The following is a 17973-nucleotide window of genomic DNA, read 5'->3' as shown; positions in this document are numbered from 1 at the left end:
ATCGCACCAGAGATTGCACCTATGAGCGGACCTTCCACTTACGTTCCCAAAAGCGCCATCGGCCGCTGGTTTGAGAGCCGCCTGCCTCTGATGGGGCTCATCCACTCCTCTTTCATCGCCTATCCCACCCCGCGCAACCTCAATTATTTCTGGACCTTTGGCGGCATCCTCTCATTGATGCTGGCCTCGCAGATCATCACCGGCATCGTGCTCGTGATGCACTATACGCCGGACGGCGCGTTGGCTTATGCCAGCATCGACAATCTCGACCGCAACGTGAATTACGGCTGGTTGCTGCACAATTGGCATTCGGTCGGCGCGACCATGTTCTTCTTGGCCGTCTACATCCACATGTTCCGCGGCATGTATTACGGCTCCTACAAGGCACCGCGCGAAGTCTTGTGGATCCTCGGCGTCATCATCTATCTCTTGATGATGGGCGCGGGCTTCATCGGCTACGTGCTGGTGTGGGGCGGCATGTCGGCCGGCGGCGCGAAGGTGATCACCACCATCCCGACGGCCTTCCCGCTGGTCGGCCAATATATCTCGACCTGGCTGTGGGGCGATTTCGCGCCGGGCCCGGTGCTGCTCAACCGCTTCATGTCGTTGCACTATCTTCTGCCCTTCATGATCGCGGGCGTTGTCGTGCTGCATATCTGGGCGCTGCATGTCGTCGGCCAGAACAATCCCGATGGCGTTGAAGTCAGCAATGTCGGCAAGGACACAGTTGCGTTCACGCCTTATGCGACCATCAAGGATGGCTTCGGCATGGTGGTGTTCCTGCTGGTGTTCGCCTATGTGATCTTCTACATCCCCGGCATCGTGCAGGACCCGGACAATTACTACCAGGCCGTGCCCGGCAAGACCCCGCCGGAAATCGTGCCGGAATGGTACTTCCTGCCCTTCTACGCCATGCTGCGCTCGATCGATTTCGACCTGCATCTCCTGATCGTGACGATCCCCGGTAAATTGCTCGGCGTCATCACCATGATCTCGTCGATCGCCATCCTGGCCTTCCTGCCGTGGCTCGACACGTCGCGGGTCAAATCGGCAAAATACCGCCCGACCTATCGGATCTTCTTCTGGATTTTCGTCGTTGTCTGCATCGGGCTTGCCTATCTCGGCTCGCAGCAGCCGACCGAAGGCTTGAAGCTGATCGCGCGGCTGTTCACGGCCTGGTACTTCCTGCACTTCCTGGTGTTCCTGCCGTTGCTCGGCATTTTCGAAAAGACCAAGCCGGTGCCGGCATCGATCGCGGATGCGATTCTGGCCAAGAACGGCAAAACGGCTGCGGCGTGAGGGGATGAAGATGAAGATGACGTCCCTGTTCAAAACGCTCAGCCTCACCGGGCTCCTGGCGCTCGGCCTCGCAGGTTCTGCGATGGCGCAAGAATCGGATGAGCCGGCCCAGCCGGTGCGCCAGAGCTGGACCTTCGCCGGTCCGTTCGGCAAGTTCGATACGGCGCAATTGCAGCGCGGCTTCATGGTGTTCCAGAAGGTCTGCGCCAACTGCCATTCGATGAAATATGTGTCGTTCGGTTCCTTGAGCTGGCCGGGCGGTCCGGAATTTTCCGACGGGCAGGTGAAGGCCTTGGCCGCGACCTACCAGATCCCGGACATCGACATGGACAGCGGTAGTTCCATCCAGCGTCCTGGCGTTCTGTCCGACCATTTCCCCTGGAACTTCCCGAATGATCAGGCGGCGCGCGCAGCTTTGCACGGCGCCTTGCCGCCGGACATGTCGCGGCTTGAGAAGGCGCGCGGCTATTCGCGCGGCTTCCCGCAATTCGTGTTCGATATGCTGCCCTATCCGATGTATCAGGAGCACGGCGCCGATTACATCTATGGCGTGCTCACCCATTACGAGAAAGCGCCGCAGGGCGTGGAAATCGGCGACGGGCAATATTACAACCCCAACGTGGCGAACCATAAGTTCGCGATGCCGCCGCCTCTGAGCGACGGGCTCATATCTTACACCGACGGCACGCCGCAGACGGTCGATCAATATTCGCGCGACGTTACGGCTTTCCTGGCTTGGACCGCCGATCCGCACCTCGTCGAACGCAAGGAAATGGGCCTCAAGGTCATCATCTTCCTCTTCGTCTTCGCGATCCTGATGTATTTCACCAAGAAAAAGGTGTGGTCGGACGTGGAGCATTGAGTGCTGCGCATAGATCTGAAATGAGAAGGGCTCCTGCGGGAGCCCTTTTTTGTGGCTGTCGTTGCGTGAATGGACAGGGCGATTTGCACACTTCGGCATTTCCGCTATCCTCGCTGTTGAGGAGTGTGACATGGGTGCGCTGCCAAAGCCGATGACCATCGACGAATTCCTGGCTTGGGAAGAGCGCCAGGAATTGCGACATGAATATGACGGCATCCAGACCTATGCGATGACCGGCGGCACCCTTGCTCACGCCGCGATTCAGATCAATCTGACCTCAGCTTTGTCGCGCCACCTTGAAGGCAAGCCATTTCGTCCATTTGGCAGCGAGCTGAAAATTAGAACCCAGGCAGGAATCCGCTATCCCGACGCTTTCGTGACATGCACGGAGGGCGATCTTAACGCGACGATCGCACCTGATCCCGTGGTCATTTTTGAAATTCTCAGCAAGAGTACCGCGTGGCAGGATCTTGGTGTGAAGACGATTGAATATCGCGATATGCCTTCGGTCAGGCGTTATGTCGTCCTGCAACAAACCCACCGGGCGGCGGAGGTTTTCTATCGCACGGAAGAGGGCGAGTGGGTTGGCGAATTTGCTGGTGCCGACAGCGTGCTCGCCATGCCCGAAATCGGTATCGCTCTACCGCTAAGCGAATTCTATCGCGGATTGGCGCTGCCCTAAATCTCCGTGTCGCCTTGCAAAGCGCAGCCGGCACGTTAACTTTGCGGCACTGAGCACTGGCGCGGGAAGACATATGACCAAAGCGATTGTCGGAATTATCGGTGGGTCAGGCATCTATGATTTGCCGGGCCTGAGCGACGTGCGCGAAGAGCATGTCACAACGCCCTGGGGCGAGCCATCGGATGCGTTGCGCTTCGGCAGGCTCGGCAATACCGAGGCGGTCTTTCTGCCGCGCCATGGCCGCGGCCACCGGCTCTCGCCGTCGGGCATCAATTATCGCGCCAATATCGATGTGCTCAAACGCGTCGGCGTGACCGATATCATTTCGCTCTCGGCCTGCGGCTCCTATCGCGCCGAACTCTATCCCGGCATGTTCGTTCTCATCGATCAATTCGTCGACCGGACCCATTTGCGAGCCTCCAGCTTCTTCGGCAATGGCTGCGTCGCCCATGTCTCGCTCGCCCACCCCGTCGCGCCGCGCCTTGCCGCGCGCTTGGCTGATGCTGCGGAGGAGGCAGGTGTCGCCTATCAAAAGGGCGGCACGTACATTTGCATGGAAGGGCCGCAATTCTCCTCGCGCGCGGAATCTCTGACCTACAAGTCACTCGGCTACGACGTCGTCGGCATGACGGCGATGCCGGAAGTGAAACTCGCGCGTGAAGCCGAGATTTCCTATGCGACCGTTGCCATGGTGACCGATTACGATTGCTGGCACGAGGAGCACGATGTGGTCGATGTCGCCTCGGTCATCAAGGTGATGCACGCGAACAGCGCCAATGCGCAAAAGATCGTGGCGTCGCTGCTGCAGAATTTTCCGGCCGAGCACGAGCCTTGCCCGATCGGCTCCGACCGCGCGCTCGATCACGCGATCATGACCGCGCCTGCGGTGCGCGATCCCGAATTGGTGAAAAAACTCGGTGCGGTCGCCGGCCGTGTGCTGGGTGCGGGTGGGTGAGGTTGTTTGTGCTGAATGATGCCGCGCGAGTCCTTCTCCCACAGGGAGAAGGTGGCCGCCGGAGGCGGACGGATGAGGGGACGCCCTCGCGAGATTGGCCACTGCGAGAGCTCAGCCAATGATGATTCCGAGTCCCCTCATCCGTCATGCATATGAACTTGGGCTTGCCCAAGTTCATCATTCTTGATGATCAAATCGGGTATACCCGATTTGATTGCATGCCACCTTCTCCCTTTGGGAGAAGGAGCGCGCGGAACGAATGTTGCCTTTTTTCGATGGTTCATTCGTCGCGTATGAAGACAAGCAGCATAAGGTAATTCAGTCTGTATGAAGAGTTTTGCGTTTCAAAATGCGTGGCGACGCGGCTGCGGCATGTTGTGTGCGATCGCCCGCCGCCACCAAGCGCTGCCGCGCACGACAAAGAAGCGTCTCGCCGGCGCGCTGTTTCTCGCGCTTCTCTGTCTCGCTTTCATCCAGTCGGGCCATCTGACGACCGAAGAGAAGATCGATGCGTTGATCGCGCAGATGACGATCGAGGAGAAAGTCGGGCAATTGAATCTCGTCGGCCGCGAGCAAAGCGTGTCGCCGGACAATGCGCGCGCGGGGCGGCTCGGCGGCATCATGAATTATGTCGATCCGAAAGAGGTGCGCGCGTTTCAGGAAGCCGCCGCACAATCGCGCCTGAAAATTCCGCTCCTTGTCGCGCTCGACGCGGTGCATGGTTTCAGCACCGACTTTCCCTTCCCGCTGTCGCAGGCCTCGTCCTGGAACCCGTCTTTGATCGAGCAATCATCGCATTGGACGGCGCGCGAAGCGGCGGCGGTTGGTATCAACTGGACCTTCGCGCCGATGGTCGATTTGAGCCGCGATCCGCGCTGGGGCCGCGTGCTCGAGGGGGCGGGTGAAGATCCCTATCTGGGCTCGGTCATCGCGGCGGCGCGCACGCGCGGCTATCAGGCGGGCGGCGTTGCCGCGACGGTGAAACATTTCGTCGGCTATGGCGCGGTGGAAGCCGGCCGCGAATATAATGCCGTCTGGATTCCGCCGGCCGAATTGCATGACATGTATCTGCCGCCCTTCAAGGCGGCGATCGATGCGGGCAGCATGACGCTGATGCCGGCGTTCATCACGCTCGACGGCGTTCCGGCGACGGCGCATCGCGGTTTGCTCACCGATCTGCTGCGCGGCAAATGGGGGTTCGACGGCGTCGTCGTCTCCGACTTCCTGTCGATCCACGAATTGCAGCAGCACGGCATTGCGAAGGACGATGCGGATGCGGCGCGCGAGGCCCTTCTCGCCGGCGTCGACATGGACATGATGGCGCGCGTCTATATCGACCATCTTCCCGACGAAGTGCGCGCCGGCCGCGTGCCTATGCCTGTGCTCGATGAAGCGGTGCGGCATGTGCTGCGACTGAAGTTCCGCCTGGGGCTGTTCGACAAACCGATGGTCGACCCGACGGCCGTCGCTGCGCAATTGCAGACCGACGGCGCGCTGCAGGCGAGCCATGCGATGGCACGCGAATCTTTGATCCTGCTCAAGAACGACGGCGTGCTGCCCTTAAGCAAAGCCGTGAAACATGTCGCCGTGATCGGCGCGCTCAACGGCATGGACGAAGGGGTCTATTGGACCGATCCCGCAGGCTTCCCGCGTCGCCCCATCGAGGCGCTGGACCAGGCCCTCAAACGCCTTGCGCCGCAGCTCGATGTGACGTTCGCACCCGGCGTCAAGAATACATGCGGCACCGAATGGGGCGACCGCGATGCGGCCTTGCGTGCGGCGCGTGAGGCCGATGTCATCGTCGCCTATCTTGGCGAGGATTGTAAGTTTCTCGACGAGGCGGCATCGCGCACGAACCTGAATCTGCCTGGCGTGCAAGGGGATCTGCTGCGCGCGTTGAAGGCGACCGGCAAGCCCGTGGTACTGGTGCTCGCCACCGGCCGCCCGTTGGTGCTCACCGATGCGGTCGAGGAGAGCGACGCGCTCATCCAGACTTTCTACACCGGAACGGAAGGGCGCATCGCCATCGCCGAGACTCTGCTCGGCCTCGTCAATCCGAGCGGCAAGCTCACCATGAGCATGCCGCGCTCGGAAGGGCAGATCCCGGTCTATTACAATCATCTGCCGACCGGCCGGCCGGAACTCGTCGGCAAGCGCTACCAATCGGTCTATATCGACGCGCCGAACGATCCGTTGTTTCCGTTCGGCTTCGGCCTGAGCTACAACCATTTCGTGATGTCGGATGTGCGGGTCATGGATGCGCAAGTGCCGCGCGACGGAACGCTCGATGCGCGCGTGACAATCCGCAACGACAGCGATGTCGCGGGGCAGGATGTCGTGCAGCTCTACACCCATCAACTCGTCGCCAGCCGCTCGCGCCCCGTGCGCGAACTGAAAGCCTTCACCAAAGTGTTGCTGCAACCGCATGAAAGCCGCGAGGTGACATTGCAGGTGAAGGCGACAAGTCTCGGCTTTCATGACGACAAGGGCTGTTACAGGGTCGAACCGGGACCGTTCAAACTCTATGTCGGCGATAGTTCGTTAGCCGATCTCGCCGCGGATTTCGAACTCGTCGACGATGGCAAGGAGCAAAGCGCCGAGTGCACGGGGTTCTAGGCAGGGGTCACGGCTTCGTCGGCCAGAACACCACGCCTTGAAACTCGAACACCTGTTCCCCGTGCTGGTTCACCCCGGCGCTCTGCTGCGCGACGAGCCCCCAGCCGGGGTGCGAGGTGACACGCTTGCCGGTGATGCGGCTGCTATAGGTCACGACATCGCCAGCAAAGACCGGTTTCAGCCATTTCAAATCCTTGAAGCCGGGCGAGGGCGCGGTGGGCGCGACATCGATGCCGGCGGCTTTGCGCTCCGCCACGATCTTGCGATGGTTGGCGAGGTGCGTGCGCATCCATGCGGCGGCCGTGTGCCAGCCGGAAGCGGCAAGTTGGCCGAATGGGCTTTTCTTGGCCGCTTCCTCGCTCAAGTGAAACGGCTGCGGATCGAAACTCGTGGCAAAGCGGATCATATTCTCCGTATCGAATGTGTAAGTTCCCAGCGTCGTCCCGCCCTTATCGGGCATATCCTCGAACCACAGCGGTGTCATCGGCCATTGCACTTCCGTGAACGGCTCGAATTTGATGGGTTTGACGATGCGTGGCGGTGGCGGCTCCATGCCTCTGCGGCCGACCATGATGAAACAATCCTGATTCATCACGATCTCGCCGCTCTGATTCAGGACCTCGAAGAAGAAGCGCACGAGGCCGGTTTCGGGCCGCGACTGCGACACGCGCCTTTCGCGGATCGTGCTGCGGCCGGACAGAATATCGCCGGGCCGCACGGGCTTCAGCCAATTGAGCTCGATCACGCCAGGGCTGCCGAGCGAGGCCATATCGGCGACGAAGTGGTCGCAATTCATCCGCATCAGCATGGCGGCCGTATGCCAGCCCGACGCGGCGAGGCCTTTTAGCAGCGAATGTTTCGCCAGTTCCTCGTCGAGATGGAATGGTTGCGGATCGAATTCCTTGGCGAAGGCGATAATTGCCTCCTTGGTCACCGGATAGGCGCCATAGGTCGCGACGTCACCGGGCTCGAAATCTTCAAAGAAAAGCTTGGGCATGGAGTCCTCGCGCAAAGCATGCGCGAGATTCCACGGTTTTGCGCGGAAAGGCAAATGCGGGCTTGAGCGGACGGAAATTCGGGAAAGCTGGCCGCGCGCAACCCCTTCTTCCGCGCGTAAGCGCGGGAGAAGGAAAAACGCACCCTTATGTCGCGAATCTGAAATGCATCACGTCGCCATCGGCAACCACATATTCCTTGCCTTCCAGGCGGAACTTGCCGGCGTCGCGCGCGCCCGCTTCGCCCTTGCCGGAAACATAATCGTCGAAGGCAATGGTCTCGGCGCGGATATAGCCTTTTTCGAAATCGGAATGGATGACGCCGGCGGCCTGCGGACCTTTGGTGCCCTTCTCGATCGTCCAGGCGCGCGCTTCCTTCGGGCCGACGGTGAAATAGGTGATGAGATGCAGCAGGTCGTAGCCGGCGCGGATCACGCGGTTGAGGCCGGGTTCCTCGAGGCCAACCGCTTCGAGATAATCCTTCTGCTCAGCGCTCGGCAGAATCGCAATCTCGCTTTCGATCTTGGCCGAAACCACCACGGCGACAGCGCCTTCCTCGGCGGCGCGCTTCTTCACTTGGGCAGAGAATTCATTGCCCTTGTCGGCGGCGGCTTCCTCGACGTTGCACACGTAGAGCACCGGCTTCGACGAGAGCAGGCCCAGCGCCGCAAAGGCTTTGCGTTCCTCCACATTGTCCATGGCGACGCGCGCGGGGCGGCCTTCGCGCAAGGGCACGAGGCAACGGTTGACGAGGTCGAGCGTCTCCTTCGCTTCCTTGTCGTTGCCCTTGGCCTTCTTTTCCAAATTCGGCTGGCGCTTTTCCAGGCTCTCCAGATCGGCGAGCATCAATTCGGTCTCGATCGTCTCGATGTCGCGGATCGGGTCGACGCCGCCTTCCACATGGGTGACGTCGCCGTCCTCGAAGCAGCGCACCACATGGGCGATCGCGTCGCATTCGCGGATATTGGCGAGGAACTGATTGCCGAGGCCTTCGCCCTTCGACGCGCCGCGCACCAGCCCGGCGATGTCGACGAAGGTGAGGCGCGTCGGGATGATCTCCTTCGACCCGGCGATCTCAGCCAGCGTGTCGAGCCGCGGATCGGGCACGGCGACGTCGCCGACATTCGGCTCAATCGTGCAGAACGGATAATTCGCCGCCTGCGCCGCCGCCGTCTGGGTCAGCGCGTTGAAAAGGGTCGATTTGCCGACATTCGGCAGGCCGACGATGCCACATTTGAAGCCCATGGGTGCAGTCTCGTTCAAACTTGAAAATCGTTGCCCGCCGTATGCGGTGTGGCCGCGAAAAAGGCAAGGCTTGAATGGAGCGCGACCGGGACGGTCGCGGTCCTTTGACCCCAATCACTTCTCGGTGTGGAAGCCGTTGGCGTTCATCGCGACATGCACTTTGCTCTGGAAGGTCGCGTCCTTGCCTTCGACCAGCAACGGCAAATGTTCGTTGATCGCGTCGCAGAGTGCATTGACCCACGGGTGCTCGCTTTTCGCGAAATCGCTCAGCACGTAGTGGTGCACCAGATCCTTGTTGCCCGGATGGCCAATGCCGAGGCGCACGCGCTTATACTCGTTGCCCATGTGCGCGGTGATCGAGCGCAGGCCATTGTGGCCGCCATTGCCGCCGCCCACCTTTACCCGCAACTTTGATGCCGGCAGGTCGAGCTCGTCCTGGAACACGACGATATTTTCGAGCGGAATTTTCAGGAAGCGCGCCGCGGCGCCGACACTCTGCCCGCTCTCGTTCATATAGGTTTCGGGCTTGAGCAGGATGATCTTTTCGCCCGCGATGGTGCCTTCGGCGGTCACGCCTTGAAAGCGGCTCTTGAACGGGGCGAAGCCATAGGCCCGCGCGATCTGCTCCACGGCCATGAAGCCGATATTGTGCCGGTTGAACTTGTACCGGGAACCGGGATTGCCGAGGCCGACAAAAAGAAGCACGGGAAAAAGAACTTAAGCGGTTTGATCCCTATCCCCGCAGCTTCGCCGCGGGGATAGGTGATGATTTTGACGATTACTTCTTCGCCGGAGCAGCCTTGGCGGCAGCAGCCGGGGCAGCAGCGGCAGGTGCCGCGGCGGCGGTCGCGCCGGCTTCGTCCTTGTACACGGTCGGCGGCGCGATGGTCAGCACCGTGAAGTCACGGTTGGTGATCGTCGGCGTGCAGCCTTCCGGCAGTTTGAAGGCCGAAATGTGCATCGAATCGTTGATGTCGAGCGTCGCCAGGTCGGCAGTGAGGCCTTCCGGAATACTGTCGGCCGGAACCCACATTTCCACCGCGTGGCGCACGATGTTGAGCGTGCCGCCCCGCTTGATGCCGGGCGAGATTTCCTGGTTGATCACATGCACCGGGACGTCGACGCGCAGACGCGAGCCGGCCTTCAGGCGCAGGAAATCGACGTGCAAGGGCGTGTCCTTGACGACGTCGAGCTGGTAGTCGCGCGGAATGACGCGCTCTTTCTTGCCGTCGACATCGAGTTCAATGATCGTGGTCAGGAAGTGACCGGCGTAGATCGCCTGGTTGGTTTCCTTGTAGTTCAGCGAGATCGGCTGGGGCGCTTCGCCTCCGCCATAGATCACTGCTGGTACCTTACCTTCACGGCGAACGCTGCGGGCGGCCCCCTTGCCTGTCCCGCTGCGGACCGTGGCCTTCAATTCTTTGATCGCGGCCATGCGATTGGTCCTTCTTAAAACGCTAAATGGCCGCGACATGCGGCCACTCCAACCGGCGCCTCCAAGGGTGTCGAAACCGGTTACGGCGCGGCTTATAGCGGGGAAGGGCGCGGAAAACAAGGGGATTGGCGCGGGAAGTCAGGGGAGGAGGGTTGCGCAAGCGGCGGTTCTCCTGCGGTTGGGGCACGCCCGGATCCTCTTGGTTCGCTCGGCTCAAGTCCCGGTTTTCCGGCAGGAGTTCACTTCGCCGGGGCTTTCTCGCATTCCTCCACCGGCGCTCGGGCGAGGCGGAACAGGTGGTCGTCGGCATGTTCGCTCGGCTTTCCTCCCTGCCCATCCTCCTGCGGATCGTAATTCGGATTGGCGAGATCCCCGTGGGCGAGGCCGAAGAGCGCCGACTTGCCGTCGGGGCGTACCCGCAGCGTATCGCCGGCATCGCATTCGATGTTGCATTCGAGCGTATAGTCGGCGTGTCCATTCTGCGGGTCAGGGTGGTCGAACCGGCAATTGGCGTCGCTCACGTTGTGGCGGAGCTTCCCGTCGCGCTGGCGCGCCTGGACGGCATAGGTCCATTTCCACTTCGTGCTGACACGGGTCGTCGGGTCGTCGCTCGCCTGCCAAGGCTCCGAGGTCACGAGAATGCTGATGCTCGTCACTTTCTGATAGGGATGGGCTTTGAGATGGGCCGCATCATAGTGCCGCACGAAACAGGCCGCATTGTGCGACGGCTGGGCGTCCGGAAACAAAATCTCGCCGAACTTTTGTTCGTCCGCCAAAAGCTGGCGCTTCCAGCTTTCGTCGATCGGGTTGGCATCCTGGGCCCGGCTCAACGTGCCGATTGTGATCAAAAATACGGTGCCGAACGCGAATAGGCTGAAAACATTGAGCCTTCCTTGCATGGAAGCCTCCTTACAAAGGGCCGGCAAGGGTATAATATCACTCTTCGAACGCCATGGCGATCAGCCGGCACTCCATGTGCCACCGGTCGGAAGAGGAAATGTCATGGTTCATGTGCGGCGGCGCCAGGCCCTTCTCGTGGCCCTCGGTTTTGGATTGGCGGGTAAAAGTGCGCTTGCGCAGACCGCTTCTGTTCCCAAAGTCGTCTATCACCTGTCCGATTTCGGCAAGGTCGGGTTCGTCCTGGGCAATATCCGCCACCATTTTGAGGGCATGGGCGGGCCGGAGAAGGTGCGTATCGCCCTGGTCGTCCACGGGCCGCCGCTCGCGCAATTCCGCAACCTGCCGGAAAATGCGCAAGTCGCGACGGAATTGCAGGCGTTGACCGCGCAGGGCCTGACCCCCTATGCCTGCAGTCACACGATGGCGGCCATGAAACTGACGCTCGCCGATCTCATGCCGTCCTTCGCGGTGGCCGAAAAGGGCGGGGTTGTCATGCTGGCCGAGCTGCAGCAACAGGGCTATGCCTATTTGCGGCCTTAAGTTTCGACCCGCGTCTCGCGCCCCACTTTCTCCCACGCCGCCATGTCCTTCAGCAATTGTTCGGCATGGCCGCGCACGGCGTCGATGGAATCGGCGCCGAGCTGCAGGCGCAGCGGTGTCGTTTCCGCCTTGAGCGCCAGATCGATGGCGCGGGCGGCCTTGGCCGGATCGCCGTCCTGGGTGCCGTGCATGGTGCGGGCAAACTCGCGCGTGCCGCCGACGATATCGCTGTAGGCGTCGATCTCCGGCATCTGCTTCAGGCTCTCGCCCGCGAGATTGGTGCGGAATTGGCCGGGCTCCACGATCAGCACCTTAAGGCCAAAGGGGGCGACCTCTTGCGCCAGCGCCTCCGAGAGGCCTTCGAGCGCGAATTTCGAGGCCGAATAGGCGCTAAAACCGCTGAACGAGAGCTGGCCGCCGAGGCTCGAGATGTTGACGATGGCGCCATGCCCCTGGGCGCGCAGGACGGGCATGGCGGCGCGGGTGACAGCGACTGCGCCGAAGAAATTGGTCTCCATCTGGGCGCGCAATTCGTGTTCCGGCGTTTCCTCGACCGCGCCGACGATGGCATAACCAGCATTGTTGATCAGCACGTCGATGCCACCGAAGCGTGCGACCGCCGCCGCGATGGCGGCTTCGGCCTCGCCTGCGGCCGTCACGTCGAGCTTGTGCACGAGGACCCGGTCCGGCGCGCTGGCCGCGAGGTGTTCGAGCTTGCCGGTCGAGCGGGCGGTCGCGACGACATTGTAGCCTTGGCCTAAGGCATATTCGGCGAAGGCGAGACCGAAGCCGGACGAGGCGCCGGTGATGAACCAGGTGGGTTGAACGGGGCGGGGCATGGTCGTCTCCAGAGTTGCGGGTTGTTGGAGGCGACTATGGGCCGAACCGGATCGAATGATAATATGGTTCAAATGGCATGATTTATGCGATATTATGCATGAATGGATCGCGATCTCTTGAGCCATCTGCCCATCGTGCTGCAGGTCGCCCGGCATCAGGGCTTCGCCAGCGCCGCGGCGGCGTTGGACATGAGCCCATCGGCGGTGAGCCATGCGGTGCGCACGGTCGAGGATCGGTTGGGCGAGCCGCTGTTCGCCCGCACCACCCGCAGCGTCGCCCTGACGGAGGCCGGCCAGCGTTTCCTCGCCCGGATCGGCCCGGCACTGGACGAGATCGGCGCGGCCTTCGAGGCGCTGGCGGCCGAGCGCGGCGACGTGACCGGCGTGTTGCGCCTCAATGCGCCGCGGGTCGCGGTGCACATGGCCTTGACGCCGATTCTGGCGGCGCTCGCGGCAAAACATCCGCGTCTCACGGTGGAACTGCACACCAATGACGCCTTCGTCGATATTGTCGCGGAGGGTTTCGATGCGGGCGTGCGGCTCGGCGTCGCCGTGCAGCAGGACATGGTGGCGCTGCGGCTGGCGCCGCCGTTCCAGGCGATTCTCGTCGCGTCGCCCGCCTATCTCACGGCGCATGGTGCGCCGCAGACGCTGCGCGACCTTGAGCGGCACAATTGCATCGGCTTCCGGTTCGTCGGCTCGGGCGGGGTCTATGATTGGGAGTTGGAAGAAAACGGCCGCACGATCGCCGTGAAGACATCCGGCACCTTGCGCGTGACCGATGGGACATACGTGCGCGATCTGGCGCTCGCCGGCGTCGGCATCGGCTATATTTTCGAACCGCTGGTGCGCCAAGAGCTCAAGCACGGCCAGCTCGTGCAACTGCTGCCGCACAGCGCCATCGAAGAGGACGGGCTTTTCCTCTATTATCCGCGCCGCGCGTCGCTCGCGCCGAAATTGCGCGCCTTCGTCGAGGCGGCAAAGGCGGTGGCGCACGCGAAATGATTTTGCAAGATATGGAATTTGTCCAACGGAGAGACATGCGCCATGATCGATCACATCGGCTTTGCGGTTTCTGATTTCGAACGGTCCAAGCACTTTTATGCCGCGGCCTTGCAGCCGCTCGGCATCGCGCCGCTGATGGAGGTGACGGCAGAGCAAACCGGCGCCGAAGCGCATGCCGGCTTCGGCGCGGCGGGCAAGCCGTTCTTCTGGATCGGTACCGGCACGTCGCCTGCAACCAGCGTGCATGTCGCGTTCGCGGCCGCTTCGCGTACCGACGTGGATGCATTCTATCACGCGGCCCTTAAGGCCGGCGGGCGCGACAACGGTCCGCCCGGTTTGCGGCCGCATTATCACGCCAATTACTACGGCGCGTTCGTGCTCGATCCGGACGGCAACAATATCGAGGCCGTATGTCACCGGGAGGCATGACGGCGGAGATATCGTTGGCGTTATGATGCGGGTCAAATTAACGCTGACACTCGGGGTTTTCCCTCAGCTCAGCCAAAACCACTTGCATAATAGGTATAAATGGTAAAGATCGTCTCCATGTGGGAATGATGTGTTTCCGGGGGCGAAATGAAAATGGCTCTGTTTTCGCGATCGCGGCAACGCGGCGATAACGGTTTTGTTTCGTGTTTCGTGCGGCTTATCTCGAGCGGATCGACGTGGTCGATGACCGCTGCGCGCGTGACTATTCAGGCTTCGTCAGACGGCTAAACCCACGAGGAGGTGAGGACTATTCGGGAGGGGGCGTTTATACCGATGGATCGAACGTATACGAGCCAATCGCGAGGGCTCAATTTTCTCGTCGATTTCTTGATCGTTATTTTTGTCAGCTTGCTCATCGCCAATAAATTGGCGCCGTACATGAATGCGGATGTCATGATGAATTCCATCATGTCGCTGCAGAAGGTGACGCTGTTCTATTGGGGCCAGGATCGGCTCCTCAATGTCCTTCCCCTTGCTCTGTCCGTGGTCCGCAATGCGCGGCTGAATGTTTATTTGAACAGCATCTTGTCGTGTCTGTGCTTTTGCTCGCTGGCCTGGGCCTGGGCGCGCGGGATAGCGCGATCGTTCGAGCCCGTGCAGGACCGGTTTGCCTTTCGCCGCCTTGTCTTCCTCGTCACTGTGCTTCTCTTCATTCTCGTGCTGCATGAATGGCAGTTCGTTGACACTTCCATTTCCCATATCGAATACACGCTGTCCTACACCCTGTTCGCTTGGATTGTGTTCGATCTGATTCTCAAACCGGAATTCAAGCCGATCGATTACGTCAGGGTGGTCATTCTTGTCGTCATCGGCACGGGCTTGAACAATAGTTTAGTCATTCCTGAATGCAGCGCTTTCTCCGTAATCGCATGGATGCAGCGTAAAGTTTCGGCGCCGCTGATCGTCTTCGCGATCGTTTCGCTGTTATCCTTCAAAGCCTGGTTGCTGATTAGCAGCTTCTATCCACATTCGGGAATCTCCTATTCCGATTTCGATATTCAGAACGTAGAAGAATATTCGCACGCGACCGCCAGAAATCTGGTGCGCGGCCTGGATTTGCCGCGGCTTTGCGCCGTCGTCGCTTTCGCGCTCGCCTTGCGCTTGCTGCGGTTCAATTTTCCCGCTTACGTCAAAATGGGCCGGATTGCGCACTGGGGCGAAATCTGCGGGGCGCTGGCGCTTTTCTGTTTAGCCTGGTTCTTGCTGTTCTCGGTCAATTCCTGGATCAAGGCCAGTCACTTTCACACTCGTTATTTCGTGCCGATCATCTTCGTCGCGGTTGGCATTCTTGCGGTCAAGTTTGCTGAATATTTTCTTTTTCTCAAACCGATGCTGCAAAATATCCTATGCTTGTTGGTAGCCGCGTTCCTCGGCTATTTCTTGGCAGCCAAATTTACGCCGTTAGAAAAATACCCTGTCTTTGCGCAGGTTGCGCCAAGCGCGGCGGTCGATGCCGACGGTTATGCCGGAGATTATTGGCGGGTATGGCCGGCCGTGCTGCGCGATCTCGTCCATCACAAACCGGCCGTCGGCTTCGCCGATCGGGCAGATGCCAATCGGAATGCGGTCATCAGGCAATTTTCCGCGGCGCGGCACCCGAACGGCGATCTCAAAGTCGTATGTTACGTGGAGGCAACGGATGTCTGCGTGAAGCAGATTCAGTTGTTGTTGCCAGATTACAACCTGGCTAGCGCCGAGCCTCTGGACGCGGAATCTTCGGTTTTGCGATTGATGCGCATGCCGCCGTAAGAACGAGTGTGTCGCTTCCGCGGGGCCGGCAGTTATCGGATTGTCAAACGGTCTGGCCTCGACGTGCTCGTCTTGAAAGGCGCTGTGCCGCAGGAATTTGTTCGATGATCAGTCCACCTTGATCGGTATCGGCCAAACCGCGAGCGCCATGCCCTCGCGATGAAACCAGAAGCCACCTTCTTCGACCATGGAGACTTCGAGACGGTAAAGTCCCGCTTTTTTGGGCAAAGGGGTCGCAATCGTTTCAGTTCGCATTCCGCTGGGCGCGATGTCGTCCAGAAGGTCCTGCCTATCCCAAATGTCCGGATGGATTTTTTCCGCGACGATTGGGCTCTGTTCTGATGATCCATCGAGTGGCACGAAGCGCCAGACCAGTCGCAGCGGCTTTTGCAAGTTCTGCCGTATCCAGTCCTGACTGCCGTTCTTGACATCCACTTTGAACACAATAGCCGCCTCGCGCCGTTCGACCGACGCGACGGACAGGCTCACGAGTGGTGCGATCGCGGCGTCGGGGGGCGTTGCCAAGGCCGGAGAGATATCCATCGCGGACGGCTGCCAATGGCGCCAATCACGGTCACAATCATCCAAGCCGACATAGATCGTTCGCCGCATCAGATCGCTCAAATCGATCTCTTCGCTGTGTTTGCGGTCCCACGTCCGATAGGCACGATATTGCCGCAGGGCCATGCCGCAATCGAGGGTGCCTTGCCCGGGAACCATACTGCCCGAATAGCCATTGACCGTTGGCCATCCGAGGCGTTGCGCCGCAAGGCTGGCATCGATCTCCGTAAAAATATATTGGATATCCGTATCGGCCAGGGTCACGGCCAGAATGGGGCGCTCAACCGCCGCCCCCCGCATCCGCGCCGCGGCGACGATCGGCTTGATCCTGGCTTCAGATTGACTGACGAGATAGGTATTTTTGTCCGCCATCCCAATTTCGAAGCCGCAAACGAAAAGCAGAACAGTGCAAACCGCGTAGCGGACGGGCGCCGCCACGCCGTCGCGCCATAATGTTTCTATTCCCTTCACGGCCACCACGGAGATGGGAAACACCAGAATCAACATGACGCGTGCCACGGCGCGTATGGCATGCAGCCCGGGCAACGTCCCGATCATCCGGTAGAGCGTGAAATGGGCAAATTGCGTGACGCAAAACGCCACGAGGAGGGCGGCGATCAGCGCATATTGCGCGAACGTCACGTCGCATCGTGTGCCCGGCTGCGATCTTAAACCGAAAAGCCCCGCAACGAACAGCCCGAGCGTGCCTACACCCACGAACAGATTATGTTCTTGCGGCAGCGGAATGCCCGCGCCCAGGGACTGGGTCAGGTCACGATAATAAGGCAAAATGCTCGATATGAGATAGCTCGCCGGCCGGGGCAGCATCATGCGGACGTCTTCAAACGGGCGCTTCAGTCCGTAAATTCGGCTGACCTCCTGATATTTGTGCAGGATAAAAATTGTCAGCGCTGCGACGGCGATCCAAATTGCCGCGGCAAGATAGTCGCGCCAGGCGATATTTGGCAGAACATTGCGGACATCGGGAATGGCGCGCAGCGCCAGCCAGCGGCTTGGCGACAAGATGATGAAAGTCACATAGAACAGCACCATCAGCATGGCGAGGAAAACGCCGAGATAGACGCTGATCAGCATCTGAACATTGAGCCAGAAGATGCTGCGCAACAGCAGCTTTATGCGCCCCGTCTGACACCATTGCCAAAATGCCAGCATGGCCAAGGGCACGCAGCAGCGATAAACGAGCTGCGCATGTCCGATTTGTGCGACACTCGGCAAACTGAATGTGAAGAGTGCCGCGCCGACGGCGGCGATCCATGGCCGCGTGCCGAGCCGAAGGAAGACGTAATAGCTGGCGGCGTAAGTCAAAACATAGCCGGTAAAGAACCACGCTTTGAACGCCATATAATCGTCGAGGCCGAGGGCTCGGAAAATGCTGTAGATCCAGGCCGTGCCGATATGCGTGTCGCTGAAGAACAATGTGCCGGGATAGGGATAGAACATATGCGGCGAGGCAAAGGAGACCGCGCTGCCGCTGAGCCGCCGGAAAAAATGCTCCAGCACATACATATTGAACCGGGCATCGCCCAGATCGCCCGGCATGGCCTCGCCCCAGCCGATCGGCCATCCGAACAGGGCAAGGAAAATCAAAAGGATCAGCGTCGCGCCCGCAATCTGCAGGATCATGTCACTTCGGCCGCGCTGTTGCCCGGAGGAGTTCAGCGGGCCGGCAAATGACATGGGGCGCTCAAGCATGACGTGTCGTTTCTAAAAGGATTTATGGGTGGCAAAAGCGATTGCGCGCCAGATGCCGAGCCGTGCGAGCGAATGCATCGCACGATGA

The 17973-nt window shown here is 60.4% G+C and carries 16 protein-coding genes; 9 read left to right on the top strand and 7 right to left on the bottom strand.

The window, feature by feature from the left end; all coding sequences use genetic code 11:
• Positions 1 to 21 precede the first annotated feature (21 nt).
• The 5 genes from V9T28_RS14720 to V9T28_RS14700 all read left to right on the top strand — a co-directional run bounded on the left by V9T28_RS14720 (position 22) and on the right by V9T28_RS14700 (position 6414).
• Complete coding sequence (locus tag V9T28_RS14720; protein ID WP_116399662.1) at positions 22 to 1299, top strand: cytochrome b; 1278 nt, start codon at positions 22 to 24, stop codon at positions 1297 to 1299.
• 10 nt (positions 1300 to 1309) lie between these two features.
• Positions 1310 to 2161, top strand: a complete 852-nt coding sequence (locus V9T28_RS14715) for a cytochrome c1 (RefSeq protein WP_245423942.1) — start codon at positions 1310 to 1312, stop codon at positions 2159 to 2161.
• A 49-nt stretch (positions 2162 to 2210) separates the two neighbouring features.
• Positions 2211 to 2843: a Uma2 family endonuclease gene (locus tag V9T28_RS14710; protein ID WP_147306399.1), complete on the top strand. Its 633-nt coding sequence runs from the start codon at positions 2211 to 2213 to the stop codon at positions 2841 to 2843.
• Positions 2844 to 2916: 73 nt separating this feature from the next.
• A complete protein-coding gene (locus V9T28_RS14705; RefSeq protein WP_116399660.1) occupies positions 2917 to 3798 on the top strand; it encodes an S-methyl-5'-thioadenosine phosphorylase in 882 nt (293 codons plus the stop codon).
• 327 nt (positions 3799 to 4125) lie between these two features.
• On the top strand, positions 4126 to 6414 hold the full coding sequence (locus tag V9T28_RS14700) for a glycoside hydrolase family 3 N-terminal domain-containing protein (RefSeq protein WP_116399659.1): 2289 nt from the start codon (positions 4126 to 4128) through the stop codon (positions 6412 to 6414).
• Between the two features lie 7 nt (positions 6415 to 6421).
• Here V9T28_RS14700 and V9T28_RS14695 read toward each other — a convergent pair whose 3' ends face one another.
• The 5 genes from V9T28_RS14695 to V9T28_RS14675 form a co-directional block, all read right to left on the bottom strand.
• Positions 6422 to 7411, bottom strand: coding sequence for a MaoC/PaaZ C-terminal domain-containing protein (locus V9T28_RS14695; RefSeq protein ID WP_116399658.1), 990 nt, complete (start codon positions 7409 to 7411; stop codon positions 6422 to 6424).
• 145 nt (positions 7412 to 7556) lie between these two features.
• Positions 7557 to 8654, bottom strand: a complete 1098-nt coding sequence (ychF, locus tag V9T28_RS14690; RefSeq protein WP_116399657.1) for a redox-regulated ATPase YchF — start codon at positions 8652 to 8654, stop codon at positions 7557 to 7559.
• A gap of 114 nt (positions 8655 to 8768) precedes the next feature.
• Positions 8769 to 9359: an aminoacyl-tRNA hydrolase gene (pth, locus tag V9T28_RS14685; RefSeq protein WP_116399656.1), complete on the bottom strand. Its 591-nt coding sequence runs from the start codon at positions 9357 to 9359 to the stop codon at positions 8769 to 8771.
• Positions 9360 to 9432: 73 nt separating this feature from the next.
• Entirely contained in the window at positions 9433 to 10089 is a 657-nt protein-coding gene (locus V9T28_RS14680) for a 50S ribosomal protein L25/general stress protein Ctc (protein WP_116399655.1), read from the bottom strand.
• Positions 10090 to 10328: 239 nt separating this feature from the next.
• Positions 10329 to 10988, bottom strand: a complete 660-nt coding sequence (locus V9T28_RS14675; protein WP_116399654.1) for a hypothetical protein — start codon at positions 10986 to 10988, stop codon at positions 10329 to 10331.
• 112 nt (positions 10989 to 11100) lie between these two features.
• On the opposite strand from V9T28_RS14675, the gene V9T28_RS14670 reads away from it, so the two are divergent.
• Positions 11101 to 11529 (top strand): DsrE family protein, encoded by a 429-nt coding sequence (locus V9T28_RS14670; protein ID WP_445242171.1) that lies wholly within the window; start codon positions 11101 to 11103, stop codon positions 11527 to 11529.
• Here V9T28_RS14670 and V9T28_RS14665 read toward each other — a convergent pair.
• Complete coding sequence (locus V9T28_RS14665; protein ID WP_116399652.1) at positions 11526 to 12368, bottom strand: oxidoreductase; 843 nt, start codon at positions 12366 to 12368, stop codon at positions 11526 to 11528. The genes V9T28_RS14670 and V9T28_RS14665 overlap by 4 nt on opposite strands.
• A 102-nt stretch (positions 12369 to 12470) precedes the next feature.
• Here V9T28_RS14665 and V9T28_RS14660 point away from each other — a divergent pair, with 102 nt between their 5' ends.
• The 3 genes from V9T28_RS14660 to V9T28_RS14650 all read left to right on the top strand — a co-directional run bounded on the left by V9T28_RS14660 (position 12471) and on the right by V9T28_RS14650 (position 15611).
• A complete protein-coding gene (locus V9T28_RS14660) occupies positions 12471 to 13373 on the top strand; it encodes a LysR substrate-binding domain-containing protein (protein WP_116399651.1) in 903 nt (300 codons plus the stop codon).
• Positions 13374 to 13415: 42 nt separating this feature from the next.
• Positions 13416 to 13802: a VOC family protein gene (locus V9T28_RS14655; protein WP_116399650.1), complete on the top strand. Its 387-nt coding sequence runs from the start codon at positions 13416 to 13418 to the stop codon at positions 13800 to 13802.
• 333 nt (positions 13803 to 14135) lie between these two features.
• A complete protein-coding gene (locus V9T28_RS14650; protein ID WP_116399649.1) occupies positions 14136 to 15611 on the top strand; it encodes a hypothetical protein in 1476 nt (491 codons plus the stop codon).
• Positions 15612 to 15719: 108 nt separating this feature from the next.
• Here the strand turns inward: V9T28_RS14650 and V9T28_RS14645 are convergent, their stop codons facing one another.
• Positions 15720 to 17870 carry a hypothetical protein gene (locus V9T28_RS14645; protein WP_116399648.1) on the bottom strand — a complete coding sequence of 717 codons (2151 nt, stop codon included), beginning with the start codon at positions 17868 to 17870 and terminating at the stop codon, positions 15720 to 15722.
• Between the last annotated feature and the right edge of the window lie 103 nt (positions 17871 to 17973).

Origin of the sequence: Methylovirgula sp. 4M-Z18 (assembly GCF_037890675.1) — a bacterium.
In the GTDB taxonomy this organism is placed as follows: Bacteria; Pseudomonadota; Alphaproteobacteria; order Rhizobiales; family Beijerinckiaceae; genus 4M-Z18.
Note: the sequence above shows the minus strand (reverse complement) of the source record. Positions and strands in the feature narration are given on the sequence as shown.

Bases quoted from the DNA above. Each gene is read 5' to 3' on its own strand.
- V9T28_RS14720 (WP_116399662.1), top strand. From the start codon at position 22: ATGAGCGGACCTTCCACTTACGTTCCCAAAAGCGCCATCGGCCGCTGG.
- V9T28_RS14715 (WP_245423942.1), top strand. From the start codon at position 1,310: ATGAAGATGACGTCCCTGTTCAAAACGCTCAGCCTCACCGGGCTCCTG.
- V9T28_RS14705 (WP_116399660.1), top strand. From the start codon at position 2,917: ATGACCAAAGCGATTGTCGGAATTATCGGTGGGTCAGGCATCTATGAT.
- V9T28_RS14700 (WP_116399659.1), top strand. From the start codon at position 4,126: ATGAAGAGTTTTGCGTTTCAAAATGCGTGGCGACGCGGCTGCGGCATG.
- V9T28_RS14695 (WP_116399658.1), bottom strand. From the start codon at position 7,411: ATGCCCAAGCTTTTCTTTGAAGATTTCGAGCCCGGTGACGTCGCGACC.
- ychF (WP_116399657.1), bottom strand. From the start codon at position 8,654: ATGGGCTTCAAATGTGGCATCGTCGGCCTGCCGAATGTCGGCAAATCG.
- V9T28_RS14680 (WP_116399655.1), bottom strand. From the start codon at position 10,089: ATGGCCGCGATCAAAGAATTGAAGGCCACGGTCCGCAGCGGGACAGGC.
- V9T28_RS14675 (WP_116399654.1), bottom strand. From the start codon at position 10,988: ATGCAAGGAAGGCTCAATGTTTTCAGCCTATTCGCGTTCGGCACCGTA.
- V9T28_RS14665 (WP_116399652.1), bottom strand. From the start codon at position 12,368: ATGCCCCGCCCCGTTCAACCCACCTGGTTCATCACCGGCGCCTCGTCC.
- V9T28_RS14660 (WP_116399651.1), top strand. From the start codon at position 12,471: ATGGATCGCGATCTCTTGAGCCATCTGCCCATCGTGCTGCAGGTCGCC.
- V9T28_RS14655 (WP_116399650.1), top strand. From the start codon at position 13,416: ATGATCGATCACATCGGCTTTGCGGTTTCTGATTTCGAACGGTCCAAG.
- V9T28_RS14650 (WP_116399649.1), top strand. From the start codon at position 14,136: ATGGATCGAACGTATACGAGCCAATCGCGAGGGCTCAATTTTCTCGTC.
- V9T28_RS14645 (WP_116399648.1), bottom strand. From the start codon at position 17,870: ATGTCATTTGCCGGCCCGCTGAACTCCTCCGGGCAACAGCGCGGCCGA.